This window comes from Providencia sp., assembly GCF_003533305.1.
Lineage (GTDB): Bacteria > Pseudomonadota > Gammaproteobacteria > Enterobacterales > Enterobacteriaceae > Providencia.
This window is the reverse complement of record NZ_DOEH01000009.1, coordinates 194,695-208,099: the sequence shown is the minus strand read 5'-3', so window position 1 is coordinate 208,099 and position 13,405 is coordinate 194,695. Positions and strand designations below refer to the sequence as shown.

Sequence of the window (13,405 nt, the reverse complement as noted above, 5' to 3'; positions counted from 1 at the left end):
CCTATTCTCATGTTTGCTCTAATTATTTATCAACCATGATGTTCATAAATCGCATACTGAAATACACTAAATTAGCGTAATTTAGTTTAATAACTAATCTGAAAACAAGATTTTCACTGAATTATTATCAAATAACTGAATTATTTCTTTAGGTAACTGTTTATCCATCACGAGAATTGATAATTGGTCACAATCAGCAATAGTATACCTTGCTACACCCGGCAATTTATCAACAGTCAGTCCCATAATAACCTGGCTACTTTGTTCAATTAGCACTTTTTTAAATTCAGCTTCTTCATAATCAAATATAGAGATCCCTATTTGAGGGTCAAGTGCACATCCGCCAAGAAAACATTGATCAAAATGGATTTGGCTAATCTGCCTAACTGCTGAGCTATCTACACTCGCACCTATTTGAGTATTTAATTTTCCGCCTATTAAAATAACTTCACTTATTGATTTTTTCATTAACTCAATGGCAATAGTCGGCGAATTAGTAATGACCGTCACCGCTAAATTATCAGGTATACAACGTGCGATTTCTAAATTAGTTGAACCTGCATCGATAAATATACAACCTGCATCTTTGATCAGACTGGCGCATTTTTGCGCGATCTTAGCTTTCTCTGCTTGATTCTGTTCGATTCTCTGCTCGAATGAGCCAGCACCGACTAAGACACTCACCGCACCACCATGCACGCGTCGGCATACACCTTCTTGTGCTAATTCATTTAAATCTCGACGAATTGTATGCTCTGATACGCTCATCTCTCGCGCTAGTACGGTACATATTACTCGACCATTTTCATTAAGTAGCTGGCGAATTTTATTTTGTCTTTGATCTGGAAAAGCGGCATAATCGAGCATATAGTGTTCCTGTTAATGATTTAAACTATCATAATCGAGCAATAACGGATGTCAAACTTTATGATTACTAAAATGACTGAGGATAAAAAATGACTAACAACCTACTTCCTGATAGCTTTTTTTTACATGAGCTCGCGAACATTGCAGGTAAAGCTTCATTAGAGCATTACCGAACAAATGAGCTGATAGTTTTACAGAATAAACCAAAAGCAGATTATCGATTTGATCCGGTTACTCAAGCCGATAAACTCGCCGAAAAACTGATGCGTGAATATATTACAGCGGCTTACCCTGATCACGCTATCATAGGTGAAGAGTACGGTATTAGTGGAAGTGGATCTATTCAATGGGTGCTCGACCCGATTGATGGGACACGCCCTTTCCTATGTGGTCTACCTTTATGGGCTAATTTAATTGGAGTAACACATCACGGAAAAGCAGTAATGGGAATGATGAGCCAACCCTATATTGGTGAACGTTTTTGGGCCGATGCTAACGGCAGCTGGACGAGTAGCGCACATGGGCACTTTCGTTTAGAAACGCGTAAAAATATCGCACTTAACCAAGCTATTTTGCACACTAATTCACCAGAACCCATTGCAACACATCCAGACATTCATTTTGGTTCTTTAACGGAACAAGTTTTAATGACACGTTATGGTGGGGAATGCTACGCAATGGCAATGTTAGCAGCAGGCAGAATTGATGCTTGTTTTGAATACGCACTAGAACCTTATGACATTGTGCCATTAATCCCTATTATTGAACAAGCTGGTGGCGTAGTCACAACTCTCGATGGTGGTAGAGCTGAAGCCGGTGGTGCAGTCCTAGCGACAGGCTGCCCAATATTACATGAACAAATTCTGACTATCCTCAACCAAGGCTAGTTTCTTTTAATTCATTGAAAATATAAAATATGCAATCAACTCAACAACTAGACAATAACATTATCTCAGCGCCTGCTAAAAAAGAGCAGATTTCGACACGTATTATTTTTTTCATTGCAGGTTTCGCGACTGCCGCATGGGCAGCACTAGTTCCCTATGTTAAATCAAATACAGGGGCAAATGATGCGACTCTAGGCATGCTATTACTGTGCTTTGGTGGCGGTGCACTAATTGCTATGCCAGTCACAGGTGCACTAGCGGCAAAATTTGGTTGTCGCAAATTAATGGCTGTTTCTACCATTGCCTTTAGTCTTTTATTACCTATGTTACCGTCATTGTCACAGATCAGCTTTTTAGTTGTTGGGTTATTTTTATTTGGTGTTTTTATTGGTTTAACAGACTGTGCCATGAATATACAAGCCGTTATTGTCGAAAAATCCTCAGATAAACCGATTATGTCAGGTTTCCATGGATTTTACAGTATCGGTGGAATTGCGGGTGCCGGTTCAATGAGTGCTATTTTGCTCCTCGGCGTTCCTACCGTCTTTGCCGCCATGATCATTTCTGCTATTGGATTAGTGTTATTGGCAATCAGTTATAATGGTTTTCTAAACTATGCTAATGTCTCATCAGGCCCATTAATTGCGGTACCTAAAGGAATTGTACTCGTTATTGGTATTGTTTGTTTTGCCGTATTTCTTTCAGAAGGTGCCGTATTAGATTGGGGCGCTGTATTTTTAATTGAACACCATGGTTTAAACGAAACATTAGGTGCGCTAGGATTTGCGGCATTCGCCACAACAATGACTATCGGTCGACTAACTGGTGACCGAATTGTGATGCGAGTCGGTTCTGCTCGCGTAGTATTCTTCGGGGCCTTGTTCGCATGTTTTGGTTTTATTATTGCGGTTATGTCGCCTTACCTACCTTTGGCGATTGCAGGATTTGCCTTAGTTGGTGCCGGTTGCTCTAATATTGTACCGGTGATGTTTTCAGCGATAGGAAAACAAAACACAATGCCTGAAGCCCTTGCTGTTCCGGCGGTTTCAACACTAGGTTATTTAGGGATTTTAGCGGGTCCCGCAGCTATTGGTTTTGTGGCGTTTCAATTTTCTCTCGCCACTGCATTGCTCATCATTTCAGTTCTATTAGTTATGATTGCTTTTGTGACTCGATTTATTCGAGTATAAATTTGATAGTTAATTCAGGTTATCTCTTATTTTCGGTAACCTGAATCAACTGATAATTAATCAAATTCAACTGTACCACTGATACAATTGACAACGTCACCGCCCACCCATATCCCATATTCGTCCGATGAAACATAAACTAACCCATTGCGTGAAACACATTGGCCTTGCCCTGCTACATAGTGTTTAGGTAGTTTTCCTTGAGGTATTAACCATTGAGCAAATACCGCATTCAAGCTTCCAGTAACCGGATCTTCCTCTGCAATTGAACAGCAAAAAGCACGAACCTCAAGTTGTTTATCATCGCCTTCTGGATAAATTGCACATAAACCGATGTCATAACCCTTCAGTTGTGCATAATCTGGTTTGACACTAAGTAATGTAGCCACAGATTTAAGCTGTATACCTAACCAACCCGGGCCGTTATCTAACCATTGGCAAGCTTCGACATCATTATCGGTAAGTCCAAGCGCATTTAATATTTTAATTCGTTCATTTTCCTCTAATTCACCAGTACGGATCATTGGCGGAGCCATAAAAGCTAAACGACCATTTATTTGCTTAATATTAATTAAGCCAGCTTCACATTGTTGAGTGATAGTTGATTTATTCTGCTGCCCATAGATTTGCTGCCATACAAAGCAACTGCCCAACGTTGGATGACCTGCAAAAGGTAATTCACCCTCTGCAGTGAAAATTTTCACGAAATAATCAGCATCGGGATGTTTTGGCTGCAATAGAAAAACGGTTTCACTTAAATTGGTCCATTTTGCAAACTGTTCCATTTGATGATGAGTTAGACTATCTGCACCGACAACAACGGCTAATGGATTACCATCCAACTTTTTATCTGAAAAAACGGTGACTTGTTCAAATAGAAATTTCATTTTTACCTTATTTAACTTATGGTTGCAATTTACGCCTAAATAATAATACCAGCCTGGTTAATGCTTTGTTGATATAATAACAGACTGATTATTCATATAATTAATAAAAAAATGCGCAGGTTGAATGACCAAACGCTTTGCTCATTAATTTGGCCCTTAATATTCAGGTAACACATGATTTCAAAACAAAATAACAGCATAATTATTATTGGTGCAGGGATTGTAGGAACCACGCTCGCTTGGTATTTATCCCATCACTATAAAGGTAAAATTACGCTGATAGACAAACAGCAAGCGGCTGAAGGTGTAACACAGCACTCTTTTGCATGGTTAAATGTCTCCTATGGCCGCCCTGACGGTTACAGTAAATTACGTCAGCAAGCCTTAACAGAATGGCGAAACCTTGACAGTCTTACCCAGGGTAAACTTAATATTAATTGGTCTGGCGCCATAAGTTGGCACGAAACAGATGCGGCGACCCATGAGTTCATTCATAGCCACCAGAAAACAGGGTTTAATATTAAAGCGCTAACTAAAAGTGAATTACAGTTAATAGAACCTCAGTTACTGTCTTTGCCTGAAGTTGCCGCATTTTCAGCAGATGAAGGTTTTGTTGACCCTGTACACGCTACCCAGACGCTGCTAACTGAAGCAATTGCACGAGGTGTAAATTACCTACCAGAACATGAAGTTCTAGCTCTTGAACACCATAATCATAAAATACATGGAGCGATAACAAACAAAGGTACGTTCAGCGCCGATCAAATTATTATCACCGCTGGTGTTGGCGCAATTGAATTAGCTCAGTCATTACTAGTTTCACTTCCAATAACTGCGTCACCATCAATCATTGTCCATTATAATAATCCAACTGAACAATCTTTTATTAATCACATTATTTCAACACCAGAAATGGAGTTACGCCCTGTATCATCAAGTAAAATTCTGTGCGCTGAAGATTTTATTAGTGACCGCCTTGAAGACAGTGAAGTTGCTATCGCACAAAATGCCTTAACAACAATAAAGAAATCCTTTATAGGTACGGATGCCCTTAATCTTGAAAAAGCTTACATAGGAATGCGACCTATGCCAAAAGATGAGATGCCAATTGTCGGAAATGTTGATGATTTTGAGGGTTTATATATTATCAGTATGCATGCAGCTATTACCTTAGCCCCCTTGATATGTAAATTAGCGAAAGAAGAGATCATAGATGGGATTAAACAAGCTGCATTAAGCCCATATCGATTAACACGTTTTGCTTCAGGTAACTGAGAATGAATATTCCGCTTTACTATTTAAGACACTACCAATCTATTGAAAAAACATTTTGGAGCTCCATTTGTGAGCATAGCATCCAAATTGAACAGCATACCATTTGTTATCTGACACCGTTAAACTCCCCAGCGTTTAACTTTATTTATTTGCAGCCAGATTCGACTATTCATACCTTTATGCAAGCGCATAACCTATTTGTTGCACAAAAGAAAAACCATACTTTGGTTATTCCTGAAGAAATGTTGCCACAAGTTATTACTGAAGCCGAAGCGTTAAACTATGAACGTGACAGCGTCACAACGGCAATGGCATTATCTTTAGATAAACAACGTGAAGTAGCCTTGCCTGCTAATCAGGTCGATATCGTCGTTGCCAATCACGATCTTTCTTTATGGGCTAAACCTCTTGTTTCTGCATTTTATTTATCCGAAGAACATGATCAAGTTATTAATGAGTATGTGCGTTATCACGAAGATGCATTACAGCAAGGCGCACCACAATTCCATTTAGTGCTGCTTGTAGATGGAGAACCTGCCACCTCGATGACAGTGACGATTGAAGGACCACTCGCGCGGTTTGATGATATTGGAACAGAGCCTAGATATCAGGGCAAAGGTTATGCGTCTCAACTTATTGACTATGCATTAGCATTTTGCCGCCAACAAGGTGTTGAACACTGCTTCCTTGATGCATCCGAAGCTGGGTTTGATTTGTATAAGAAATTTGGTTTTGAACCCCTCTTCCGCTATATCAATTACGTCTGGTGTAAATAGTCATTTAAACTAATACGATTGACATAACATACTGTTACTGGAACCATTAGCCATCAAAATTGGTTCCAAACCAAATTGATCGTTATTTAGGTTTACGCTATGAAAATAAAGCGGTTTTTCTTATATTTAGTGCTCCTTGCCATACTGGCGTCTTTGGCTATTATTTTTACGAGCAATATTGATGATTTTGATTTAGACAAAACTAGACTGGTTGAAATTCAATTTAAAGCTAATAATAATTCTCTTTCAGGAACGCTCGTATTACCAAAATCAGAAACACCAAACGCTATTGCTATTTTTATTCATGGTGATGGACCTCAAAATCGATTTTCAAATGACAGTTACCTCCCTTTAATCAATACACTTGTCGAAAATGGAATTGGTGTATTTAGTTGGGATAAAGCTGGAGTTGGGGAAAGCTCGGGGAACTGGCTAACGCAAGGAATGGAAGAGCGAGCAAATGAAGTACAAGCTGCATTAACCTTGTTACGTGAAAAATATCCTGCCCCTATAACACAAATTGGCTATTTAGGTTTTTCACAGGCGGGATGGGTCATCCCTATTGCCGCTGCCAAAAGTCATCCAGATTTCTCAATCATTATCGGCGGTGCAATAAACTGGCGCGATCAAGGGGCATTTTATTATCGAATGCGCCTAAATCAAACGGGAATTTCTCATGATGAGATAGAACAACATATCACTAACCAACTGAAACTTGATGATGATATTTTTGGCGCTACGGGCTCACATGATCCCAAAACTAGTCCAGATATGACACCAGATCGTTTTAAATTTGTCGTTAACAATTACCTCAATGACTCATCAAAAGATATTCCACTCATGAGCGGACGAATTTTAGCAATCTGGGGAAGCGAAGATTTAAATGTAGATGCAAAAAACGATGCTTGCCGTTATAAGCGTTTACTTGCGAATAATCCTAATAGTGATGTTGTACTAATTAAAAATGGCACCCACGGCTTACTCAATGCATCTTGGTTTAATTATCAATTAGTGGAACAATGGCCTTGGTGGAAACAAACTTATTTTCTTTATTTAGGCCGTGATGCTTATACATCAAATTCCTTAGCCTTTATTATTGATTGGATAAAACACCGACAAGTTACCGTTCCAGATCATTGGCAACCACAATGTTCATAGAAATAAATTAGAAAATTGAAATTATTGCCGACTTATTTTAATAAAAGTCGGCAATATAATAAAAACTATTGAGGGTCGCAGACGGTTTTTAATGATGCAGTTTGCTGATAACTTTCAATACCCAACTCAATTAAGCGACTAATAAGCTGTTGGTATGTCATACCGCCTTGCTGCCAGAGTTTAGGATACATGCTGATATTCGTAAATCCTGGCAGTGTATTAATTTCATTGATAATAACATCATTATCTTCAGTCAAAAATACATCTACGCGAGACATTCCACGACAATTAAGCGCACGATAAGCCGCTAAAGCAATTGCTCTAATATTCTCACTGACAACATCATCTAGCTGAGCCGGCGCAACAACAGAGGCACCATTCTCATCAATATATTTAGTATGGTAGGCATAAAAACTATCATGCAGAACAATTTCACCACATGGGCTGGCCAATGGTTCATCATTTCCTAACACTGCACACTCAATTTCGCGCCCTTTTACTGCACTTTCAATCAGGACTTTAATATCGAATAAGAAAGCAAAATCAAGTGCTTCGTAAAACTCTTTTTCAGTATTTATCTTACTAATACCCACTGAAGAGCCTTGATTTGCAGGCTTGATAAATAAAGGCAAACCAAGCTTAGATACCGTTGTTTCATAGCTAATGGCTTCTCTTTCATTTTTCGCTATGGTAATAAATGGTGCTATTTTTAGCCCCGCATCTCTTAATAATCGTTTTGTGACATCTTTATCCATACAAGCCGATGAGCCTAATACGCCGGGGCCAACAAAAGGTAAGTTAGCCATACGTAAAAGCCCTTGCAACGAGCCATCTTCACCTAAGTTACCGTGAACAATAGGAAAAATAACATCGATTTGCGGTAACGGTTTAGCATCTTCTAGCGAAATAAACTGATCGCAGGTTTTACCAGGAACAATAGCAACACTGCGTTTAGGCGTGTTTAAAGCGATACGGGACGGGTCATTACCATGCAATAAAAAATCTGTTTCATTGTATTCATGCCATTGACCTTCTTTATTAATACCAAGAAGGCATACATCAAATTTATTGCGGTCGAGACCATTAATAATATTTTTGGCTGATTGCAGAGAAACTTCGTGCTCTGTCGACTTACCACCAAAAATCACACCAACCCGTAACTTGCTCATTATTAACTCCAACGTAAAGACACCAAATCGTAATAGAGAAATAATAACACGCTCGGAAATGGTTATGTCATAAATTCTTTGTTTTACAGGGAGATTAGCTGAATATATAACCAAATAATTATTTTTTTTGATACTTATCATTCATAGTAATAAACAAACTTTCATTAATACGTTCGGTTAACCATTTCATGAAAATCTCGATAGCACTATCAGGTGGGGGCGCTTTTTGCGCTAATAAATAATAAGCGGAACCTTCTTCAATAAATCCTACTGGCGCAATTAATTGCTTTGATGCAATTTCATCCACAACCATTAAGAACGACGCTAATGTAACACCTTGCCCAGCAAGTGCAGCTTGGATACAAAGATAGAAATGCTCATAAGCGATTTTTTTATTTTGACTAAAATCGATCCCTGTCAGTTGTTGCCAAGTTTGCCATGCATTAGGTCTAGATGTCGTACTTAGCAATGTTATATCATCTGAACAATTACTATTTTTATAATCAGGTCGTTGGATTAATCCCATTCGTTCAGTACAAACTTTAACGGCATAAATATCGTCATGCCATTTAAAATCATTACGCCTTAACGCTAGGTCAACACCTGTTTTGGTAAAATCAATAGCGCCACCAGCAGCAATAAGATGCACTGTAATATGTGGATATTGTTGATAAAAATCGGTCAACCGTGGAATAAGCCATTTCATTGCAATTGTCGGCTCACAAGACAAACTAACAACATTCGATTCGATTTTCTCATTGAGCAAGTTAACAGTTGCACTCAACTGCTCAAACATACTCGAGGTAGTTTGAAACAACAGTTTCCCTTCTGATGTCAGAAATACAGCTCTATTTCGTCGCTCAAATAACGCAAATCCTAAGTGCTCTTCTAATAGCCTAATTTGCCGACTAATAGCGCTATGCGTGACGTGCAGCTCTTGCGCTGCTTTTACAAAGCTACCACAGCGCGCAGCAACATCAAAAAAATGTAGTGAAGCTAGAGGAGGTAATTTCATCATTTATCGGTAACAAAAACTTACAGGTTTTTGTCAGAATAAATCGTTTTTCAAATAACGTCAATCCATTGATAATAAAAACAATAAATAATTCGATATGATTCATTTAACTAAACAATTAGGTCAGTTTTCATCATCTTTAGGAACGTAATATGAATGAAATAATTGCAGTAGCCACTATCACTATTTTAGCCGTGATAAGCCCTGGGCCTGATTTCGCTATGGTGACACGAAACAGTTACAGCTATGGAACAAAAATAGGTTTAATTTGTGCATTAGGTATTGCCATTGGCGTTCAAGTTCATGTGTTGTATACTATTTTTGGTGTTACGTTCATCATTATGAATTCACCTATGCTATTTTTTGGCATTAAATTATTAGGTGTCGCATATCTGATTTATATTGGTTTTAAATCATTTACCAACAAATCCAAAATCAGTGCTACTAATGAAACCGTATCCTCACTCTCAGTATTCGCTGCCTTTAAAAATGGCTTCCTCACGAATGCATTGAACCCGAAAACAATGTTTTTTGTTGTTTCTGTTTATACTCAAGTGATTCAATCCGGAAATTCATTACTCTTAAATTTCAGTTATGGCTTATTTATCTCTTTTGTTCATTGGGTTTGGTTTAGTCTTATCGCAATATTTTTCGCGGCACCACTTATTAGAGTGAAAATATTAAAATATCAATTTATTGTAGATAAAATAATTGGCTTATTATTGATATTACTAGGTATTTCGCTCCTCTTTTTTAATATTCAATAGCCTGTTTTATCACTTTTGATAATACTCATTCACCATATTCGCTAACTCAATAACATCATCAGGAATGTTTAAGTTAGCGAGTTCATGAAATGGTACCCAATGAAATTCATCAGCAGGCTTTTCATCATAAGAGTTCAATTCACATAAATACACCATATCAATATGCCAATGGTCGCCCTTTTTTTTATCCGCAATAAATTCTTTTAAAATAGCCAGCGGCATTGGTAACGATTGTGTATGAGATGAATTACTCACTTGATGCTTAAAAGGATGCCCACAATTAATCACACGACACATAAGACCGGTTTCTTCCAAAACCTCACGAACTACCGTTTCCTGAGGTTCCTCATTGGGATCAATATGTCCCCCTGGTGGTAACCAGAAACCTAATTTACGGTGTTCATGTAACAAAAAATCACCATTAGTATTACGGATCATTGCTGTTGCAGTGAAATGCTTAACCTCTTTATTCATCGGTTTGTCCTCCATAATGTTAAAGTCGTTCTTTTTTCCAATCATAAGGCATTAACTGCCCTAAGGTGACTTGAGTTGTATCATTTACACCAACTATTGTATCTTTGCTTTTATTCGATAGTTGACTCAATAATTCACGACAACGCCCACAAGGAGGAATAATACTACCGGATGCATCAACCGCAACAATCGCTTTTATGACCGACTTCCCCTCTTTCAACATTTCAGCCACTGCCGCATGTTCGGCACAAAAGCCCAGAGAACAAGCAGAATCAATACTAATCCCGCTATATATTGAGCCGTCCTCTGTTTCTAATGCCGCGGCTACATGTCCACACTCAATGTAGCCATTAAATGTAGCCGGTTTTGCGTATTGGCTCGCAATAGCCACAAGGTGTTTCAACATAAGGATTCTCTACTTATTTATTGTCTAATTTCATTAGTATGCAGTAATAAATGAGAGACTATCACACCGATAATGCGCTATTACAAATCAATTGAATACTCCACGACTGACTTAACAGTTTGTAACGCCAACGTTAATTCTTCATACGTTAGGGTACTAATCGCAACACGAAGCGCTTGCGGGACAACAGCAGTAGAGCAATAAGATGAGGCACTACTTACTGCAATATTTCGTTGATTTAATTCACTCATCACCATTTCAGAACGAACCCCTTCAGGTAATGGGATCCAAATAAAATAGCTGCATGGGTGTGCAATATAATGCAGTTCACCCAAAACTTGCTTGGCAATTACCTGTCGAGTTCGGGCATCACGTCGTTTGTCTCGTTCAATCTTGAAAACTTGTCCAGTTTCTATCCAATCACAGATAATTGCGGTCGTTAATGCAGGTGTATTCCATGTAGTAATACGAATAATTCGCTCAATATTTTCAATATATTGAATTGGCGCAACAACAGCACCAACACGTAAGCCTGTCGCAATGTTTTTTGAAAAACCCGTAGTGTAAAAAGTAATATCGGGCGCTAAAGACGCTAATGGGGGTAGTATTGGACGATGTAAAAAGGCATAAGAACCATCTTCTATTAGAAAAAATTTATATTTTCTTGCCAACTTAACAACTGCTCTACGTGATGCCAAATTCATTACCCATCCTAAGGGATTATGAAGTGTCGGCATTGTGAAATAAGCCTGTATTTTACGATGATGACATATTTTCTCGAATTCTATTAAGTTTGGCCCATTTTCTAAGATTGGAATTGCGACTAAATTAATGTGATAGATATCTGCCAATGCTTTAAATCCTGGGTAAGTTAATGCATCTACCGCAATAGTATCCCCTGGATTAAACAGTCCTAATACAATAGTTACAAGCCCATGTTGAGCACCACTGACAAGTACCGTAGACTCTGCACAAGCCTGCTTTATCCCTTGCTGAACGAGGTATTTAGCAATAGCTGCACGTTCATGAAAACGACCAGTGTGTTGCTGATAATATAGTAAACCTTCTAAATCGCCGCCAACTGAGAGCTTACGCAGAGATTTGCGTAAAAGTTGAGTTTGTTCTTTTGCAATTGGATAACTAAAATTCAAATCTAGCATTTCAGCAGTGACATCCTGCTCAATACTCAAAGTAGGTAATAAGTTGATATCACGAACAAAAGTCCCTCTTCCTATTTCACCACTCACAAGACCTAACTCAATAAGTCCATGATATATACGTGACGCTGTCACCAATGAAATATGCTCTTGTTTTGCGAATTCACGATGAGTTAATAATCGAGTCCCCGGCTTTAGCTTTCCATCCCTAATTTTTGCTGCTATTTCATCTATATATTGCTGATAACGAGGTTGATTCATGAAATTGTATCCATGACAATTTATTGATTGTCATGATTATGTGGATTAGCGTTATTAACCTCAAGTGGAATAACAATAGGTAATCGATTTAATGGCACGTACAGATAAAATTATTAGCAATAAAAAAAATATATCTCGGGGATGGGTGAATGGCTTTATAGGTGTCGTTATTTTTAGTGGTTCACTTCCAGCAACAAAGGCTGCTATCGCTGGATTCCCTCCTGATTTTTTAACTATTCTAAGAGCTATTTTTGCAGGCGTTTTAGCGATAATTATTTTAATGGTATTACAACAAAATATTCCACATAAAAAACAATTAATTCCTTTATCTATTGTTGCAATAGGTGTTGTTATTGGCTTTCCTTTTCTCACTGCACTTGCTTTACAACATGTTAGTTCTGCTCACTCAATTGTATTCCTAGGTTTACTTCCTTTAATTACAGCTTTATTTGGTGCTCTACGTGCAGGTGAACGTCCTAACAAAATATTTTGGTTTTTCGCTGTTTTAGGAAGCCTGCTTGTCATGAGTTTCGCGTTAATGCAAAAAGGGGAAATTTCTATTATCGGTGATGTGTATATGGTAAGCGCTATTATCCTTTGTGGTTTAGGATATGCTGAAGGTGCAGTTCTCTCCAAACAACTAGGTAGCTGGCAAGTGATTTGCTGGGCTCTCGTCATATCATTACCACTCATGCTAATTCTGAGTATTATTTTATGGCCTCAAAATTTAACCAATATTCCAATAAATGCATGGATTGGACTCATCTATGTTTCGCTATTTAGTATGCTAATAGGCTTTTTCTTTTGGTATAAAGGATTAGCAGAAGGGGGAATTACAGGGGTTAGTCAGCTTCAATTATTCCAGCCATTTTTTGGCTTACTTTTTTCTGCTTGGTTATTAAATGAAACAGTGAGCGGTGTCATGATTGCCTCTACTTGCGGCGTGATTATCTGTGTAGCGGGTTCTAAATGGTTTACACGTTAAACTGCACAAAAAGCGCGATGGCTATCCAATAATTAACGTATTATTTAAAATTGATTTTATTAGGCAAAAGCTCATGATATCGAATTCATTTAAAAAAATTAAACAGCAAGTTAGCACTTTTTCAAATGGAA

At 38.1% G+C, this 13,405-nt stretch carries 14 protein-coding genes; 7 read left to right on the top strand and 7 right to left on the bottom strand.

The window, feature by feature from the left end:
- Positions 1 to 93 precede the first annotated feature (93 nt).
- The gene (locus DD649_RS03680) at positions 94 to 867 is read right to left on the bottom strand and encodes a DeoR/GlpR family DNA-binding transcription regulator (RefSeq protein ID WP_294103721.1); all 774 of its coding nucleotides are present in this window, start codon (positions 865 to 867) and stop codon (positions 94 to 96) included.
- Positions 868 to 956: 89 nt separating this feature from the next.
- On the opposite strand from DD649_RS03680, the gene DD649_RS03675 reads away from it, so the two are divergent.
- Together DD649_RS03675 and DD649_RS03670 are read left to right on the top strand one after the other, a co-directional pair.
- Entirely contained in the window at positions 957 to 1,754 is a 798-nt protein-coding gene (locus tag DD649_RS03675; protein ID WP_294103718.1) for an inositol monophosphatase family protein, read from the top strand.
- A gap of 29 nt (positions 1,755 to 1,783) precedes the next feature.
- A complete protein-coding gene (locus tag DD649_RS03670) occupies positions 1,784 to 2,944 on the top strand; it encodes an MFS transporter (RefSeq protein WP_294103716.1) in 1,161 nt (386 codons plus the stop codon).
- 56 nt (positions 2,945 to 3,000) lie between these two features.
- Here the strand turns inward: DD649_RS03670 and DD649_RS03665 are convergent, their stop codons facing one another.
- Positions 3,001 to 3,831, bottom strand: coding sequence for a PhzF family phenazine biosynthesis protein (locus tag DD649_RS03665; protein ID WP_294103714.1), 831 nt, complete (start codon positions 3,829 to 3,831; stop codon positions 3,001 to 3,003).
- A 174-nt stretch (positions 3,832 to 4,005) separates the two neighbouring features.
- On the opposite strand from DD649_RS03665, the gene DD649_RS03660 reads away from it, so the two are divergent.
- From DD649_RS03660 to DD649_RS03650, 3 genes are all read left to right on the top strand, one after another.
- Entirely contained in the window at positions 4,006 to 5,106 is a 1,101-nt protein-coding gene (locus tag DD649_RS03660; RefSeq protein ID WP_336429110.1) for an FAD-dependent oxidoreductase, read from the top strand.
- 2 nt (positions 5,107 to 5,108) lie between these two features.
- A complete protein-coding gene (locus tag DD649_RS03655) occupies positions 5,109 to 5,882 on the top strand; it encodes a GNAT family N-acetyltransferase (RefSeq protein WP_294103712.1) in 774 nt (257 codons plus the stop codon).
- Positions 5,883 to 5,981: 99 nt separating this feature from the next.
- A complete protein-coding gene (locus DD649_RS03650) occupies positions 5,982 to 7,040 on the top strand; it encodes an alpha/beta hydrolase (RefSeq protein ID WP_294103711.1) in 1,059 nt (352 codons plus the stop codon).
- A gap of 65 nt (positions 7,041 to 7,105) precedes the next feature.
- Here DD649_RS03650 and ddlA read toward each other — a convergent pair whose 3' ends face one another.
- Together ddlA and DD649_RS03640 are read right to left on the bottom strand one after the other, a co-directional pair.
- Entirely contained in the window at positions 7,106 to 8,209 is a 1,104-nt protein-coding gene (gene ddlA / locus DD649_RS03645) for a D-alanine--D-alanine ligase (protein WP_294103710.1), read from the bottom strand.
- A 118-nt stretch (positions 8,210 to 8,327) separates the two neighbouring features.
- Positions 8,328 to 9,227 carry a LysR substrate-binding domain-containing protein gene (locus DD649_RS03640; protein WP_294350242.1) on the bottom strand — a complete coding sequence of 300 codons (900 nt, stop codon included), beginning with the start codon at positions 9,225 to 9,227 and terminating at the stop codon, positions 8,328 to 8,330.
- A gap of 149 nt (positions 9,228 to 9,376) precedes the next feature.
- On the opposite strand from DD649_RS03640, the gene DD649_RS03635 reads away from it, so the two are divergent.
- Positions 9,377 to 9,991 (top strand): LysE family translocator, encoded by a 615-nt coding sequence (locus DD649_RS03635; RefSeq protein ID WP_294103707.1) that lies wholly within the window; start codon positions 9,377 to 9,379, stop codon positions 9,989 to 9,991.
- 9 nt (positions 9,992 to 10,000) lie between these two features.
- Here DD649_RS03635 and DD649_RS03630 read toward each other — a convergent pair whose 3' ends face one another.
- From DD649_RS03630 to DD649_RS03620, 3 genes are all read right to left on the bottom strand, one after another.
- Positions 10,001 to 10,465 (bottom strand): NUDIX domain-containing protein, encoded by a 465-nt coding sequence (locus DD649_RS03630; protein WP_336429104.1) that lies wholly within the window; start codon positions 10,463 to 10,465, stop codon positions 10,001 to 10,003.
- A 19-nt stretch (positions 10,466 to 10,484) separates the two neighbouring features.
- Positions 10,485 to 10,871 (bottom strand): cytidine deaminase, encoded by a 387-nt coding sequence (locus DD649_RS03625; RefSeq protein ID WP_294103702.1) that lies wholly within the window; start codon positions 10,869 to 10,871, stop codon positions 10,485 to 10,487.
- Positions 10,872 to 10,951: 80 nt separating this feature from the next.
- A complete protein-coding gene (locus DD649_RS03620) occupies positions 10,952 to 12,289 on the bottom strand; it encodes a PLP-dependent aminotransferase family protein (protein ID WP_294103700.1) in 1,338 nt (445 codons plus the stop codon).
- 91 nt (positions 12,290 to 12,380) lie between these two features.
- Here DD649_RS03620 and DD649_RS03615 point away from each other — a divergent pair, with 91 nt between their 5' ends.
- Positions 12,381 to 13,274, top strand: coding sequence for a DMT family transporter (locus tag DD649_RS03615; RefSeq protein ID WP_294103699.1), 894 nt, complete (start codon positions 12,381 to 12,383; stop codon positions 13,272 to 13,274).
- Positions 13,275 to 13,405: the final 131 nt, after the last annotated feature.

Coding starts and splice junctions, on each gene's coding strand:
- DD649_RS03615 (WP_294103699.1), top strand. CDS start 12,381: ATGGCACGTACAGATAAAATTATTAGCAATAAAAAAAATATATCTCGG.
- DD649_RS03680 (WP_294103721.1), bottom strand. CDS start 867: ATGCTCGATTATGCCGCTTTTCCAGATCAAAGACAAAATAAAATTCGC.
- DD649_RS03675 (WP_294103718.1), top strand. CDS start 957: ATGACTAACAACCTACTTCCTGATAGCTTTTTTTTACATGAGCTCGCG.
- DD649_RS03640 (WP_294350242.1), bottom strand. CDS start 9,227: ATGATGAAATTACCTCCTCTAGCTTCACTACATTTTTTTGATGTTGCT.
- DD649_RS03660 (WP_336429110.1), top strand. CDS start 4,006: ATGATTTCAAAACAAAATAACAGCATAATTATTATTGGTGCAGGGATT.
- DD649_RS03650 (WP_294103711.1), top strand. CDS start 5,982: ATGAAAATAAAGCGGTTTTTCTTATATTTAGTGCTCCTTGCCATACTG.
- DD649_RS03625 (WP_294103702.1), bottom strand. CDS start 10,871: ATGTTGAAACACCTTGTGGCTATTGCGAGCCAATACGCAAAACCGGCT.
- DD649_RS03665 (WP_294103714.1), bottom strand. CDS start 3,831: ATGAAATTTCTATTTGAACAAGTCACCGTTTTTTCAGATAAAAAGTTG.
- DD649_RS03620 (WP_294103700.1), bottom strand. CDS start 12,289: ATGAATCAACCTCGTTATCAGCAATATATAGATGAAATAGCAGCAAAA.
- DD649_RS03670 (WP_294103716.1), top strand. CDS start 1,784: ATGCAATCAACTCAACAACTAGACAATAACATTATCTCAGCGCCTGCT.
- ddlA (WP_294103710.1), bottom strand. CDS start 8,209: ATGAGCAAGTTACGGGTTGGTGTGATTTTTGGTGGTAAGTCGACAGAG.
- DD649_RS03655 (WP_294103712.1), top strand. CDS start 5,109: ATGAATATTCCGCTTTACTATTTAAGACACTACCAATCTATTGAAAAA.
- DD649_RS03630 (WP_336429104.1), bottom strand. CDS start 10,465: ATGAATAAAGAGGTTAAGCATTTCACTGCAACAGCAATGATCCGTAAT.
- DD649_RS03635 (WP_294103707.1), top strand. CDS start 9,377: ATGAATGAAATAATTGCAGTAGCCACTATCACTATTTTAGCCGTGATA.